The sequence below is a fragment of the Janthinobacterium longum genome, assembly GCF_051380735.1.
Classification (GTDB): Bacteria; Pseudomonadota; Gammaproteobacteria; order Burkholderiales; family Burkholderiaceae_D; genus Janthinobacterium.
In genome coordinates this window covers 209,936-223,045 of record NZ_JBNYXQ010000001.1, presented here as the reverse complement: position 1 = coordinate 223,045, position 13,110 = coordinate 209,936, and the positions used below count along the sequence as shown (strand labels likewise).

14 protein-coding genes are annotated in these 13,110 nt (G+C 61.0%); 11 read left to right on the top strand and 3 right to left on the bottom strand.

What is annotated here, in order from left to right:
- Nucleotides 1-9 precede the first annotated feature (9 nt).
- The 9 genes from narI (at nucleotide 10) to ACQ4WM_RS00980 (ending at nucleotide 7,110) form a co-directional block, all read left to right on the top strand.
- On the top strand, nucleotides 10-693 hold the full coding sequence (gene narI / locus ACQ4WM_RS01020; RefSeq protein WP_436544862.1) for a respiratory nitrate reductase subunit gamma: 684 nt from the start codon (nucleotides 10-12) through the stop codon (nucleotides 691-693).
- 15 nt (nucleotides 694-708) lie between these two features.
- Nucleotides 709-1,455, top strand: a complete 747-nt coding sequence (locus tag ACQ4WM_RS01015; protein ID WP_436544861.1) for a peptidylprolyl isomerase — start codon at nucleotides 709-711, stop codon at nucleotides 1,453-1,455.
- A gap of 88 nt (nucleotides 1,456-1,543) precedes the next feature.
- Nucleotides 1,544-2,530 carry a GTP 3',8-cyclase MoaA gene (gene moaA, locus ACQ4WM_RS01010; protein WP_436544860.1) on the top strand — a complete coding sequence of 329 codons (987 nt, stop codon included), beginning with the start codon at nucleotides 1,544-1,546 and terminating at the stop codon, nucleotides 2,528-2,530.
- Between the two features lie 124 nt (nucleotides 2,531-2,654).
- Nucleotides 2,655-4,556 (top strand): type IV pili methyl-accepting chemotaxis transducer N-terminal domain-containing protein, encoded by a 1,902-nt coding sequence (locus ACQ4WM_RS01005; RefSeq protein WP_436544859.1) that lies wholly within the window; start codon nucleotides 2,655-2,657, stop codon nucleotides 4,554-4,556.
- A 19-nt stretch (nucleotides 4,557-4,575) separates the two neighbouring features.
- The gene (locus tag ACQ4WM_RS01000; RefSeq protein WP_436544858.1) at nucleotides 4,576-5,238 is read left to right on the top strand and encodes a response regulator; all 663 of its coding nucleotides are present in this window, start codon (nucleotides 4,576-4,578) and stop codon (nucleotides 5,236-5,238) included.
- Between the two features lie 84 nt (nucleotides 5,239-5,322).
- Nucleotides 5,323-5,754, top strand: a complete 432-nt coding sequence (locus ACQ4WM_RS00995) for a hypothetical protein (RefSeq protein ID WP_436544857.1) — start codon at nucleotides 5,323-5,325, stop codon at nucleotides 5,752-5,754.
- Nucleotides 5,755-5,813: 59 nt separating this feature from the next.
- The gene (locus ACQ4WM_RS00990; protein ID WP_436544856.1) at nucleotides 5,814-6,212 is read left to right on the top strand and encodes a GFA family protein; all 399 of its coding nucleotides are present in this window, start codon (nucleotides 5,814-5,816) and stop codon (nucleotides 6,210-6,212) included.
- Between the two features lie 11 nt (nucleotides 6,213-6,223).
- Nucleotides 6,224-6,799: a hypothetical protein gene (locus tag ACQ4WM_RS00985; protein WP_436544855.1), complete on the top strand. Its 576-nt coding sequence runs from the start codon at nucleotides 6,224-6,226 to the stop codon at nucleotides 6,797-6,799.
- Complete coding sequence (locus ACQ4WM_RS00980) at nucleotides 6,796-7,110, top strand: carboxymuconolactone decarboxylase family protein (RefSeq protein WP_436544854.1); 315 nt, start codon at nucleotides 6,796-6,798, stop codon at nucleotides 7,108-7,110. Before ACQ4WM_RS00985 ends, ACQ4WM_RS00980 begins: the two co-directional genes overlap by 4 nt.
- Nucleotides 7,111-7,119: 9 nt before the next feature.
- Here ACQ4WM_RS00980 and ACQ4WM_RS00975 read toward each other — a convergent pair whose 3' ends face one another.
- Nucleotides 7,120-7,575 carry a GNAT family N-acetyltransferase gene (locus tag ACQ4WM_RS00975; protein WP_436544853.1) on the bottom strand — a complete coding sequence of 152 codons (456 nt, stop codon included), beginning with the start codon at nucleotides 7,573-7,575 and terminating at the stop codon, nucleotides 7,120-7,122.
- Nucleotides 7,576-7,744: 169 nt separating this feature from the next.
- Here ACQ4WM_RS00975 and ACQ4WM_RS00970 point away from each other — a divergent pair, with 169 nt between their 5' ends.
- A complete protein-coding gene (locus ACQ4WM_RS00970; protein ID WP_436544852.1) occupies nucleotides 7,745-8,902 on the top strand; it encodes an NnrS family protein in 1,158 nt (385 codons plus the stop codon).
- A gap of 88 nt (nucleotides 8,903-8,990) precedes the next feature.
- The gene (locus tag ACQ4WM_RS00965; protein ID WP_436544851.1) at nucleotides 8,991-11,447 is read left to right on the top strand and encodes a membrane-bound PQQ-dependent dehydrogenase, glucose/quinate/shikimate family; all 2,457 of its coding nucleotides are present in this window, start codon (nucleotides 8,991-8,993) and stop codon (nucleotides 11,445-11,447) included.
- A 692-nt stretch (nucleotides 11,448-12,139) separates the two neighbouring features.
- On the opposite strand, the gene ACQ4WM_RS24680 is transcribed toward ACQ4WM_RS00965, so the two are convergent.
- The gene (locus ACQ4WM_RS24680; RefSeq protein ID WP_495542696.1) at nucleotides 12,140-12,313 is read right to left on the bottom strand and encodes a glycine zipper domain-containing protein; all 174 of its coding nucleotides are present in this window, start codon (nucleotides 12,311-12,313) and stop codon (nucleotides 12,140-12,142) included.
- A gap of 180 nt (nucleotides 12,314-12,493) precedes the next feature.
- Entirely contained in the window at nucleotides 12,494-12,973 is a 480-nt protein-coding gene (locus ACQ4WM_RS00960) for a hypothetical protein (protein ID WP_436544850.1), read from the bottom strand.
- Nucleotides 12,974-13,110: the final 137 nt, after the last annotated feature.

Below are 13,110 nucleotides of genomic sequence, written 5' to 3'. Positions count from 1 at the left end.
GAGAAGGTCATGAACTACCTGCATCAATTTGTCTTCGGGATTTATCCCTATATCGCGCTGGCGATCTTCCTGCTCGGCAGCCTGGTGCGCTTTGACCGCGAGCAGTACACCTGGAAGTCGGAATCGAGCCAGGTCCTCAACACGGGCATGCTGCGCCTGGGCAGCCCGCTGTTCCACGTCGGCATACTGGGCCTGTTCTTTGGCCATGCTGCCGGCCTGCTCACTCCGGTCTGGGTCTGGGACACCCTGGGCGTCACCCATGGCGTCAAGCAGGCGGTGGCGATGGCTGCCGGCGGCGTGATGGGCGCCTTGTGCCTGGTTGGCATCCTGATGCTGCTGGCGCGCCGTTTCAGCAATGAGCGCGTGGCCGCCCGCACCACCTTCAAGGACAAGCTGGTGCTGCTGTGGATACTGCTGACCTTGCTGCTGGGCCTGTCGTCGATCTTTGTCTCGGCCTCGCACATGGATGGGCACATGATGGTGCTGTTGATGACCTGGGCCCAGCACGTGGTCACCTTGCGTGGCGACGCCGCCGGCTTTATCGTCGACGCGCCGTGGATCTTCAAGCTGCACCTGTTCATGGGAATGTCGCTGTTCGTCATCTTCCCGTTCACCCGCCTGGTACATGTGTGGAGCGGCTTTGGTGCCGTGGCCTACCTGGGTCGCACCTGGCAGCTGGTACGCCGGCGCTAACAAAGGAGAGTCATCATGGGTATTTCGGTCAATGGCGTCGAAATCGACGACACGGAAGTGGAGCAGGAACTGCCGCATCACCAGGGCGCAGGCAATCCCTTGAAACAGGCGGTGCACGAACTGGTGCTGCGCCGGCTGCTGCTCGATGAAGCGCGGCGCCTGGGCTTGCGCGCCGGCAGCGACGACGAGCTGGTCGAAGCGCTGTTTGCCCAGGAAGTGAAAGTGCCGGTGGCCGACGACGCCGCCTGCCGCACTTTTTACGCGCAGCGCCCACAGCTGTTTCGCAGCGGCGCGTTGGTGGAAGTACGCCACATCCTGTTCCAGGTGACGCCGGAGGCGCCTTTGGAGCTGCTGCGCACCACGGCGCAGGCGGTGTTGGAAGCCCTGAAGGCTGCGCCCGGGCGCTTTGCCGAACTGGCGGGCCAGTATTCGAACTGCCCCTCGGGTGCCCTCGGTGGCAATCTGGGCCAGTTGTCGCCAGGGCAAAGCGTGCCGGAATTCGACGCGCTGGTGTTCCGGCTGGACGAGGGCGAACTGGCGGGGCGCTTGCTGGAAACGCGCTTCGGCTATCACATCGTGCAGGTGCTGCGCCGTATCGAGGGCAAGGCGATAGCCTATGAAGCGGTGCAGGCGCAGATCGCCGACCGGCTGTCGCGCGCGGCCTGGCAACGCGCCGTCCACCAGTATCTGCATCTGCTGGTGGGGCGCGCCGAAATTGCCGGCGTGGAGCTCGAAGGCACGGACAGTCCTCTGGTGCAATAGGCCAGAGTAACTAGTCTGGCGGCGCGTCTGGTGTACAGCCAGGCGCGGCCCCAGGCTTTACAATCAGATGGTGAAACAGGAGCAGGCGATGGGGAGTTCCATGTTGCTCGACAGGTTTGGCAGGTCCATCGACTATATACGGTTGTCGGTGACCGACCGCTGCGACTTGCGCTGCAGTTATTGCATGCCCAAGGGCTTTCGCGGTTTCGAAGAGCCGAAGGACTGGCTCAATTTCGACGAGATCGAGCGCCTGATGGGCGTCTTCGTGCGCCTCGGTACGCGCCGGGTGCGCCTGACGGGCGGCGAGCCGCTGTTGCGGCGCAACCTGCCGCAACTGGCGGCGCGCCTGTCGGCGCTGCCCGGGCTGCAGGACCTGTCGCTGTCGACCAATGCCACGCAACTGGGCCGCCATGCGGTGGCGTTGCGCGCGGCGGGGGTCAGTCGCATCAACGTCAGCCTGGACTCGCTGGACCGCGCCTGCATGGAGAAAATCACCGGCCGGGACAGCCTGCAGCCGATACTGGACGGCCTGGTGGCGGGCAAGGCGGCAGGTTTTGATCCGATCAAGATCAATATGGTGGCTATGCGCGGTGTCAACGACGACCAGATCGAGGCCATGGCGGCTTTTTGCATCGAGCAGCATTTCATGCTGCGCCTGATCGAGGCGATGCCGATGGGCAGCACCGGCCGCAACACGCAGTACATGCCACTCGGTGACGTGCGCGAGCGCCTGGCCGAGAAATTCGGCCTGGTGCCGCAGGCGCAAGAACTCGGTGGCGGGCCGGCACGCTACCTGTCGACCGCAGACGGGCAGGCCAGCATCGGCTTTATCACGCCGATGTCGCAGCACTTCTGCGCAACCTGCAACCGGGTGCGCCTGTCCGTTGACGGCACCTTGTACCTGTGCCTGGGACAGGAAGAAAAATTCGCCTTCGGCCCCATGCTGCGCGGAGGGGCCAGCGACGCGGAACTGGAAGCGGCCATCCGCCTGGCCATCGAACGCAAGCCGCAGCAGCATGATTTCAATACGCGGCCGGACAAGATCATCCGCTTCATGGCGCAAACCGGCGGCTGAGCAAACGACCGGGGTCAGACCCGCCGGGTCTGACCCCGGATTTCTGCTGATAGCTAGAGCAATCTCATTGACTTGATGGCAATCGAGGAACAAACCGGCACTTAACAGGAACAGCGGGAACAGCATGAGCCTCAATCAAATGATCTCCTCCTGGCAAAAACTATCGACCAAGATCGTTGGCGCACTGCTGGGCATGCTGGTGCTGGCGTTGACGGCGATTGGCTGCACCTTGTTCCTGTCCTGGCAGCTCGAAGGCAGTTCGGCCGCCATCAATGAAACGGGCCGGCTGCGCATGCAGACCTATCGCCTGACCCTGCTGGTGAGCGGCCAGAATCGTGCCGGCGTGCAGCCACAGGTGCTGCTGGTCGACGAGATGCTGGCCAAGATTGGCCAGGGCGATCCGCAACGGCCATTGTTCCTGCCGCCATCCGCCGCCATCAAGACCGAATTTGAACGCATCGTCCAGGCCTGGCAGGGCGAGTTGCGCCCGGCCGCGCTGACAGTCGGCTCCGCCGCGCAGGCGCGCCTGTTCGAGCAACAGGCGCAGGGCTTTGCCAGCCAGGTCGACCAGCTGGTGCGGCTGATCGAACGCGACAGCGAACAGCGCACCTTCTGGCTGCGCGGCTCGCAACTGATCCTGGTCGGCATGGCGATCATCGGCACGGTCAGCATGATCTACCTGATGTTCATGCTCATTATCGAGCCCGTCACGCGGCTGCGCCTGGGCATGCAGCGCATGAAGGAGCGCGATTTCAGCGTGCGCCTGGCGGTCGACAGCAACGACGAATTCGGCCAGCTGGCCAGTGGCTTCAACCAGATGGCTGACCGCCTGCAGGCCCTGTACGGCAACCTGGAAGAGGGCGTGCGCAGCAAGACCGCCACCCTCGAGTACCGCAACCGCGAACTGGCCTTGCTGTACGAAAGCGCCGCCTTTTTGCAGCGCCCGCAGCCGCTCGAAGCGCTGTGCGGCGGCTTTATGGAGCGCATCGTGTCGTACTTCGAGGCCGACGGCTCCACCGTGCGCGTGCTGGACGCAGAGCGGGGCAACCTGCACATGGTAGTGCATACAGGCTTGTCGGAAGAGCTGGTGGCGTCCGAACACTGCCTGAAGGTGGGCGACTGCCTGTGCGGCACCGCCGTGCGGGAAAACGTCGCCAGGGTCCACGACATGCGCCGCATCGACCGCGCGCACGAACTGAAATGCCACCGCGAAGGCTTTGCCACTGTCTCCGTGTTTCAGATTCACGCGCATGAACAGCACATGGGTTTCTTCAACCTGCATTTCCGCCATGCGCGCGTGTTTTCCGAACGCGAGCTGGCGCTGCTGGAAACCCTGGGCCAGTTGCTGGGCATTGCGCTGGAAAACCTGCGCCTGGCCGCGCGCGAGCGAGAGATGGCCGTGTCGGAAGAGCGCAACCTGGTGGCACAAGGCCTGCACGACAGCATCGCGCAAAGCCTGAATTTTTTGAATTTGCAGGTGCAGATGCTGGACGACTCGGTGCGCAAGGCCCGCTACGACCAGGTGGAAGACATCGTGCCAGCGCTGCAGGCCGGCATCAAGGAGAGCTATGAGGACGTGCGCGAGTTGCTGCTGAACTTTCGCAGCCGCCTGATGGAGGACGACCTGATCGGCTCCCTGCGCGCCGCGCTCGACAAATTTCGCCGCCAGACCGGCATCGCCGCCGACCTGCTGGCCGACGTCGATGGCGCGCCATTCCCGCGCGAGCAGCAATTGCAGTTACTATTCATCGTGCAGGAAGCGCTGTCGAATATCCGCAAGCACGCGCAGGCCAGCCATGTCGAAGTGCGGCTGGCCGACGACCAGGACTTCACTCTGACCGTCAGCGACAACGGTATCGGTTTCGACGCTTGCGCCGTGCTGGAAAAAGGTGAAAGCCACGTTGGCCTGCACATCATGCGCGAACGGGCGGAGCGTATCAACGCCACCTTCGACGTGCATGCCGCGCCGGGACACGGCACCACCATTGAATTGCACCTGGCGCGCGAACAGCGCCGGGCCGCCTGAACACCAAAAGAAGGACGCCATGACTACCGCCGACAAACCCATTAGCGTCATGCTGATCGACGACCACGCCCTGTTTCGCAGCGGCATACGCTCGCTGCTGCAGCGCCACGACGATTTTTCCGTGGTGGGCGAGGCGGCCGACGGCGTCGAAGGCATCAAGCTGGCGATCCGCCTGCAGCCCGATGTGGTGCTGCTGGACCTGAACATGGCCGGCATGTCGGGCGTGGAAGCGCTGCAACTGATGCAGCACGATTGCCCGGAAACCGCCATCGTCATGCTGACCGTTTCGGAGGACGCCGACGACCTGGCCACCGCCCTGCGCGCCGGTGCCTGCGGCTACCTGATCAAGAATATCGACGCCGACTACCTGGTGCGCGCGATACGCCGCGCCGCCGCCGGCGAAGTGGTGATTGCCGAAGCCATGACGGGCAAGCTGGTGGCCCAGCTGCAGGCCGGCACGCGGCGCGAGGAACCGGCCTCGGAACTGGACAAGCTGACCCCGCGCGAAAAGGAAATCATCGACTGCCTGTCGCGCGGCGAGAGCAACAAGGGCATCGCCCGCACGCTGGACCTGGCCGAAAGCACGGTCAAGATCCATGTACAGAACGTGCTGAAAAAATTGAACCTGAATAGCCGGGTGCAGGCGGCCGTGTATGCGGTCGAGCATCGGCAGGGGAAGTGAGGGTGCGATGTCCGCTAACCTGCGTCCCGGCGGCCACAGTTCTCGCTACCATGCACCTTTCTTGACTTCGACGCAGGCATCCCGGTGATCATTGCAAAATGGCAGCAGCAGGAAGTTCCAGACGTCAATGGACTCATTGATGTGGACGGCGCGTTGTTCACGATTGGCGACAAGGGGCTGGGTGGGAGCGGTGGCCACTGGGACGGCACAAACTGGCTCAACGTCGCCATCCTGGCGCAAGTTGAACTGCATGGCGGAAAATACCTTGTCAAGTGTGGCGAGGCGATGGAGCATGGTTCGGCAGGCGTTGTTGTCTTGGAGTCGGTGAAGGAGCGCCAGCCGGTCTGGATTTTCGTCTCCGATAACTCCAATCCTTTCGATCAGATCGTCGTCAAAGGTGGTTGGGTGCTGGTGCTTTCCAGTACGGGAGCGGTGTTGCGCTTTGCATCCAGCCATGCGCAAGGCGCCCCACCACACACCGATATTTTCTATTACGGGACATTAGCCGGCAATTGACCAGCCGTTGAGCTGCCTTGCCTGTTACAGTCAGTGCATTGAACGGTAAAGGAGGGTGGATGAAAACCAGTCACGGCAGTTGCCATTGCGGGCAGGTGCGCTTTGCAGCGGATATCGACCTCAGTGCCCTCACCATCCGCTGCAATTGCTCGATCTGCGCCAAGCTCAGGTTATGGTCGGCCATCGTGCAACCGGAGGCGTTCCGGCTGCTGGCCGGCGAAGCGGAACTGAGTCTGTATCAGTTCCTGGGCAAGACCGAGCAGCATCTGTTTTGCCGGCATTGCGGCGTGCGTCCTTTCGGCATCGGCCAGTCGCCGCGCTGGGGGAAATTCTACGCGGTCAACCTTGCCTGTCTTGATGACGTGACGGCGGAAGAACTGTCAGCTGCTCCCATCACGTATATGGACGGAAAAAACGACAACTGGGAAACGCCACCGGCGCAAGTGCGTCATCTGTAAAGGGGAAAGGCATGATTACTCTGGACGATCTGCAGAGCTCAGTATCGGTTTCGCACGATCTGGCCCGACACTTCGACTTCGATACGGGCCGCGCTGCCAGCGACAATTCCTGGATCAAACTGGCGCCGCAACAGGCATTTACCGTGCTTGCCGGTGACAGCAGCGGTGGTGTTTTCCTCGCTTATGGAGACGGCGAGATCGAACAGCGCCCCATTCTTTACGCCAGTTCGGAAGGCCAGGCCGGCTCTCTTGCACCGAACCTGACAGCGCTGCTTGCCATGATGATGGCGCTGCCAGGCTGGCAGGATGTGCTCAAATTTTCGAGCAATGGCAATCTGAAAGAAATGCGCAGGACCGCCCGCCTGCTGGAACAGGACGGCCCCGACGACGAACAATTGCTGGCCGCCACGCAACGCCTCATGCGGGAGCTTGCCATTCCTGTGCTGGCCGACCCGGTCAGCCTGCTGCATGACTGTGTGCACGCCGGCGACTGCAACGTAGTCGCTGAAGACGGCCAGCGTTATGAGCCGCTGTTCGGACTTTTCACATCACATGACAATCCGTTCTGGAAAGGAATGACATCATGAGCGTCTCAAGCGCATTTTCCTGTTTCATGCAAGAAGCGCCGGCGCATGCGGCGGCGTGGCTGCAAGTGGCCAAATCACTCGATGCCGCCAGCGCGCTCGATAAAAAGACCGAAGAGCTGGCTTATATCGCCGTGTTGGCCTCTACTGGCAATACCTCGGGCATTCCATTTCATGTGCTGTCGGCCAAATCGCATGGTGCATCAAGGCAGGAGGTGCTGAGTGCGGTCCTGCTGGGTTTGCCTGCCGCTGGCGCGGTGGTAATAGCCGCTGTTCCTGTTGCCGTCGAGGCCTATGATGGGCAAAACCCATAAAGTTTCGCGTTAGCGCAGAGACTTTTGCATGAACACGCTGAGCGGATCGTCGCGGTAATCACCAAACGGCCCGCAGCGCTCAAACCCCTGGCGCTGGTACAGCGCGATCGCCTCCGGCTGCGACGGTCCCGTTTCCAGTGTCATCAAAGGACAGCCCTCATCGCGAGCTGCCTGTTCCAGCAACGCCATCAGTTTCTTTGCGGCGCCCAGGCCGCGCACTTCGGGCTTTACATACATGCGTTTGACTTCGCCGTAGGCAGGTGTCAGCACCAGAGCCGCGCAGCCGACGATGGCGTTGGCGGCATCGCGCGCCACCGCAAACTTTACATGCGGCTGCAGCAGCGTCTGCAAATCGAGCGCATACACGGATTCTGGCGGATACAGACTCAGCTGATAGGCATCGAGGTCGGCGATCAGAGAGATGATCTCGGGCTGGTCGGGAGATTCGAAGGCAATCTGCAGCATGATAAAAGTAATAATGATGGTGAGGCTGGGATTATAGCCCTAGTCATTCTTGCCGATACCGACAAGTGCGCTTTTAAAGTAGCATGTGAAATATATCTTTAATTGCGAGCGCGTTATGGCCATTACACCGATCAGTGAACCCTCCCTTCCTGCCCCTGTTCGCAGTGCCTTGCCCTGGCAGCCTGGCCACCCTGTCTGGCAATTGGGCTTTCGCCCGTTCTACCTGCTGGCGGCGCTGTTTGCGGCCGTCAGTATTCCGCTGTGGCTGGCCACTTATATGGGCGTCAACACCGGCATGCTGCAGGTCAGCATGGGCTGGCATATGCATGAGATGGTGTTCGGTTTTGCGGTGGCGGTGGTGGTCGGCTTTCTGTTTACGGCGGGGCGCAACTGGACCGGGCTGCCGACGCCGCAAGGCTGGCATCTGATGGCGCTGGCGGCTGTGTGGCTGGCGGGCAGGGTAGCGATGCTGGCGGCAACTGCGTCCGTGGCAGCTGTGATCGACATGCTGTTCCTGCCTTTGTCGGCATGGCCCTTGTTTATGGTGTTGCAGCGCTCGGGCAATCACCGCAACCTGTTCCTGGTCGGCCTGCTGGCCTTGCTGACGCTTGCCAATGGCCTGTATCACGCGTCGGTGATGGGCATGCTGGCGTTGTCGTATTTTATTCCGGTGCAGGCGGCGATTTTCGTTATCGTGCTGATCGAAACGGTGATCGGTGCGCGCGTGATACCCATGTTTACCCGCAATGGGGCGCCCGGCAGCACGCCGGTGGCCAGCCCGAAACGGGCGCTGGTGGCCGTTGGCCTGATGGCGGCGGCCAGCGTCGCGTGGATCGCTGGCGCGCCGGGTGTCGTCACGGCGCCTGTGTGCCTTGCCGCCGGCGCCATGTCGCTGGCCAATCTGCTGGCCTGGCAGCCGCAGCGCACCTTGCGCGTGCCGCTGCTGTGGATACTGCATCTGTCATATGGCTGGATTGCCATCGGCTTTGCGTTGCTGGCCGCAGCCAGCCTGCAGTGGCTGCCGGCCAGCGCGGCGTTTCATGCGCTGACGGTGGGGTCGATGGCGGGGCTGGTCATCGGCATGATGACGCGTACCACCCTGGGCCATACTGGCCGGCCGCTGAAGGCGGGCAGGGCTGAAACGCTGATGTACTGGATGGTGCAGCTGGGCGCGGTTGCGCGACTGGCGGCGGCCGTGGGTCCGGCCTCGCTGGCGCTGCCAGCCCTGCTGCTGGCAGGCATATGCTGGTCTGCTGCGTTTATCTTGTATGCCGTGACATACGCGCCCTACTTGTGGCAGCCCAGGGTCGACGGCCGTGAAGGGTAGGGCTGGCGCACGCTAAAACAGACTTCCGACGGCAAAATCATTATCGCGATAGTATGGATATTCTTATCCATTCCTGACCAGGACCGTCATGAACGACTCTGCTTCTGCCTCCGCGCGGCCCGGCCCACTATTGCTGGTGACCGGTGTTATTTTTATATTATTGGGGCTGGTACTGGCCGGCGGCGGCATCTGGCTGCTGACCCTGAAAGGCTCCTGGTATTACATACTGGCCGGCCTCGGCATGGTGGTTGCCGGCGCGCTGGTGTGCAAAGGCCGCCGCACGGCACGCTCCTTCCTGTCCTTTTTGCTGGCCGCTACCCTGATCTGGTCGATTTTCGAGGTCAGGTTTGACTGGTGGCAACTGCTGCCGCGCCTCGATATCTGGTTTGCCGCCGCCGTCTGGCTGCTGCTGCCCTTCGTTAGCCGCCGCCTGGAACGCACCGATGGCGCTGCCGCGCCCCGGGATACAGGCAAAAAGGCCTTGTTGACGGCGGTGCTGGCGACCGCAGCCGTGGGCATATTTGCGCTGTTCCAGGATTACCATAACCTGCATGGGGAAGTGTCCAGCGAGAGCATGGCAGCCACGCCGCAGGGCGACTTTGCGCCTGGCGTCGCCCCCAACGACTGGTCGGCCTATGGCCGTTCCGGCTATGGCGACCGTTATGCGCCGGCCGCGCAGATCACGCCGGCCAACGCGTCGCAACTGAAGCAGGCCTGGGTATTCCATACCGGCGACTTCAAGGGGCCGACCGATCCGGTGGAAATCGCCAACGAGGTCACGCCCTTGAAAGTAAACGGCATGCTGTACCTGTGCACACCGCACAATATCGTGATCGCGCTCGACCCGGATACGGGCAAGGAAATCTGGCGCCACGATCCGAAAATCAACCGCGATGCGGCCAGCTACCAGCATATGATCTGCCGTGGCGTGTCTTACTGGGACGTCAACGCGGGCCGGGCAAAGAACAATCCCGCGCCGGAAGCGGCCACCATGGAATGCCCGCGCCGCATCTTTGCGCCTACCATGGACGCGACCCTGATCGCGGTCAACGCCGATACAGGTGCCGCCTGCAAGAGCTTTGGCGAAAACGGTGTGATCGGCCTGTACCACGGCATGGCGATGAAAAAGCGCGGTTTCCTGATGCCGACGTCGCCGCCGGCCCTGTCGCAAAAGATGATCGTGATGGCTGCCAGCGTGACGGACAACGATTCGACCGAAGAGCCATCCGGCGTGATCCGTGGCTACGACCCTGTCACGGGCAAATTGATGTGGAACTGGGATGCGTCGAAACCGGACGCCACCGAACCCATCGTGGCCGGCCAGACCTATACCAACAACTCGCCCAATTCGTGGGGCGTGTCCAGCGTCGATGAAAAACTGGGCATGGTGTATGTGCCGATGGGCAATGAAACGCCGGACACCTGGGGCGGCAACCGCAACGTGAACGGCGAAAAATACAATAGCGCCATCGTCGCGCTCGACCTCGCCACCGGCAAAGTACGCTGGGTCTACCAGACCGTGCACCACGATATCTGGGACATGGATATCGGCGGCCAGCCCACCCTGGTCGATATCGACACGCTCAAGGGCAAGGTACCGTCGCTGGTCGCCACCACCAAGCGCGGCGATATTTACGTGATCGACCGTCGCGACGGCAGCCTGGTGGTGCCCGCGCCCGAGAAGCCGGTACCGACAGGCAACGTGGCCGCCGGCGACCGCGTCTCGCCAACCCAGCCATTCTCGGCCTTGACCTTCCTGCCCGAGAAAAACATCAGCGAAACCGATATGTGGGGCACCACGCCGTTCGACCAGCTGGCCTGCCGCATCATTTTCCGCCAGCACCGCTACGAAGGGCCATTCACGCCGCAAACCGTCGCATCGGGCAGGATCAAGGGCGCGATTATCTCGCCTGGCCCGCTGGGCATTTTCGAGTGGGGTGGTGCTGCCGTCGATCCGGGACGCCAGTTGCTGCTGCTGAACCCCGACTACATGGGCTTCCTGGAACGTCTGGTGCCGCGCGCCCAGGCCACCGCCAAGGGCGGCAGCGGTACCGAAATGGGCCTGCAGCCGCAGACCGGCACGCCGTTCGCCGTTGAAATCAAGCCGTTTTTGTCGCCGCTGGGCTTCCCTTGCCAGGCGCCGCCCTGGGGTTATGTGGCCGCTGTCGACCTGCGCACCATGAAAAAAGTGTGGATGCATAAAAACGGCACCACCATGGACAGCGCCCCCGTGCCGATCCCGCTGCCCTTGGGCGTACCCAGCCTGGGCGGCATGAGCACCACCGGCGGCGGCGTGGCTTTCCTCAGCAGCACGCTCGACTACTATATCCGAGGCTATGATGTGCGCAACGGCAAAGTGGTGTGGAAAGCCCGCCTGCCATTCGGCGGCCAGGCTACGCCGATGAGCTATGTGTCCGACAAGACCGGCAAGCAGTATGTGGTGGTGATGGCCGGTGGTCACGGTTCGCTGGGGACCAAGATGGGCGATACCTTGATTGCCTTTGCGCTGCCGGAAGGGGCGGCAGCGGCTGAAAAAGCCAAATAGGACTTGCTGGCGGCACCGCGCAATGCGGTGCCGCTTTAAAGATCAGGAATGGCGGGCCGGAGTGAGCCCGGGGAGCCTGTGCCATGCGTCGCCCAACGGCGACAAGTGCTCCCGCACAGCCTGCAGTTTGCGGACCAGCTTTGCCCGTTCCTTGGGAGCCTTCAACTTCGCTGGAAAACGGCTTAACCAGTGACTATTCGGCCCGACTGGCAACTCACGTTTCCTGGATAGCTGGCGACTGGTCGGAAGCGGTCTTGCCACCATCACTTCAATGAAATGGTCCAACTGTGCCAGGGAGCTGAACTGCAGATCTACGTCGGCAGCTTCAATATGCAGAACCATGTAGCCTTTATGCAAGACTTCCACAGGAGCAGATGGGACAAATTCCGTAACTGACCCAGCTACTGGTACATGAACCCAGAATGCTAACGGTACCGTTCGCCAGTCAGGTTCAAGTGTAAAGTGGAAATCTGGAGTCATTGGACGGGAGTTATCGGTAGCTGTCGAAAACGCATAAATCAAGATATATCAATGCGGCCACTTTTGGCCGTTCTCGGCTGGTCGGGCCGGCATAGCATGTGGCCGTTGCAAAAATATTACGGCCGCGGCGACACGCCGTTGTGGCCCCAAAGCAGCCTTTCAGCCCTGATCTGAACAAGAAACTTGTTTCGACGGTCAAGTGCAAAAAAAAATTAGCGCCGAGACTTCGACATCAAGGCGCCTATAACAACTCCAATTGCGATTCCCGGGCCAATGCCTAAAGCAAGGTTGCCGATCGCGACGCCAATTCCACATCCAATCGCAACTCCAAGACAAATTCCAACGCCTACGAATTTGCCATGTCTTTTTTCGGTTGAATCGCTCATGGAATCCTTTTATGTAAAAGTCTAAACGCCGCTTCTTGCCGAACCCGGCCTTCCGGCACAGCATGATCACGGTAAGGCAGCTTGTTCGGCTGCAAAACTCACGAACGGCCACGGAAGACAGGACCCGCCCCATTGTGGGTCTGTCGAGACAGGTCTTTCTGCTCAGAGCGGAATTTCTGACTATAGAACCGGACAGCCGACTTGAGATGTCTTGTCAAATTGATCTTGCCCGGCTCCGATTTGGTACATGGTCAACTCAACTTGGATGCCAGGCACCGACCAGATCATATGTTCTCTCACGTTTGCCTTTTGGTATTTTGCGTCGTAGACCAACCGGACCTCGTTCGGAAAGCAAGACGACCCGACGAGAACAGAAGATTCATATTCTCCATATTGAGCCCTTGAGGCCTGGGCTGCGGAAATGAACTGGTCTTTCGATATTGACGCCTTCATTGCGGCTGAACCCAAGTTATACAGGCTTGGGTAGTCCTGATTTTTCGAGAGAGCACGGAATTTTTCAACGCCTGCGAGTGCTTCATCTCTATCTTTGTGGAAGTATCCGGCCTTGACATCATCACCGCAGCCAGACAATGCCGCAGTACAGAGCAAGACGAAAATCGGATATCGGAAGGTTTTGCGCATAGTGGTTGTAATAGTCATGTTGTGACGCTCTTGTCATCCTTGCTGCCGCAGGGGCACTAGCGAGCGTCCGATTTTCTGGCCGATTGCAGTAGCTACCGCCAGAATTCCCCCTGCGCCGAATATGGCAGGTTTTATTTTTTGAACCATACTTCATC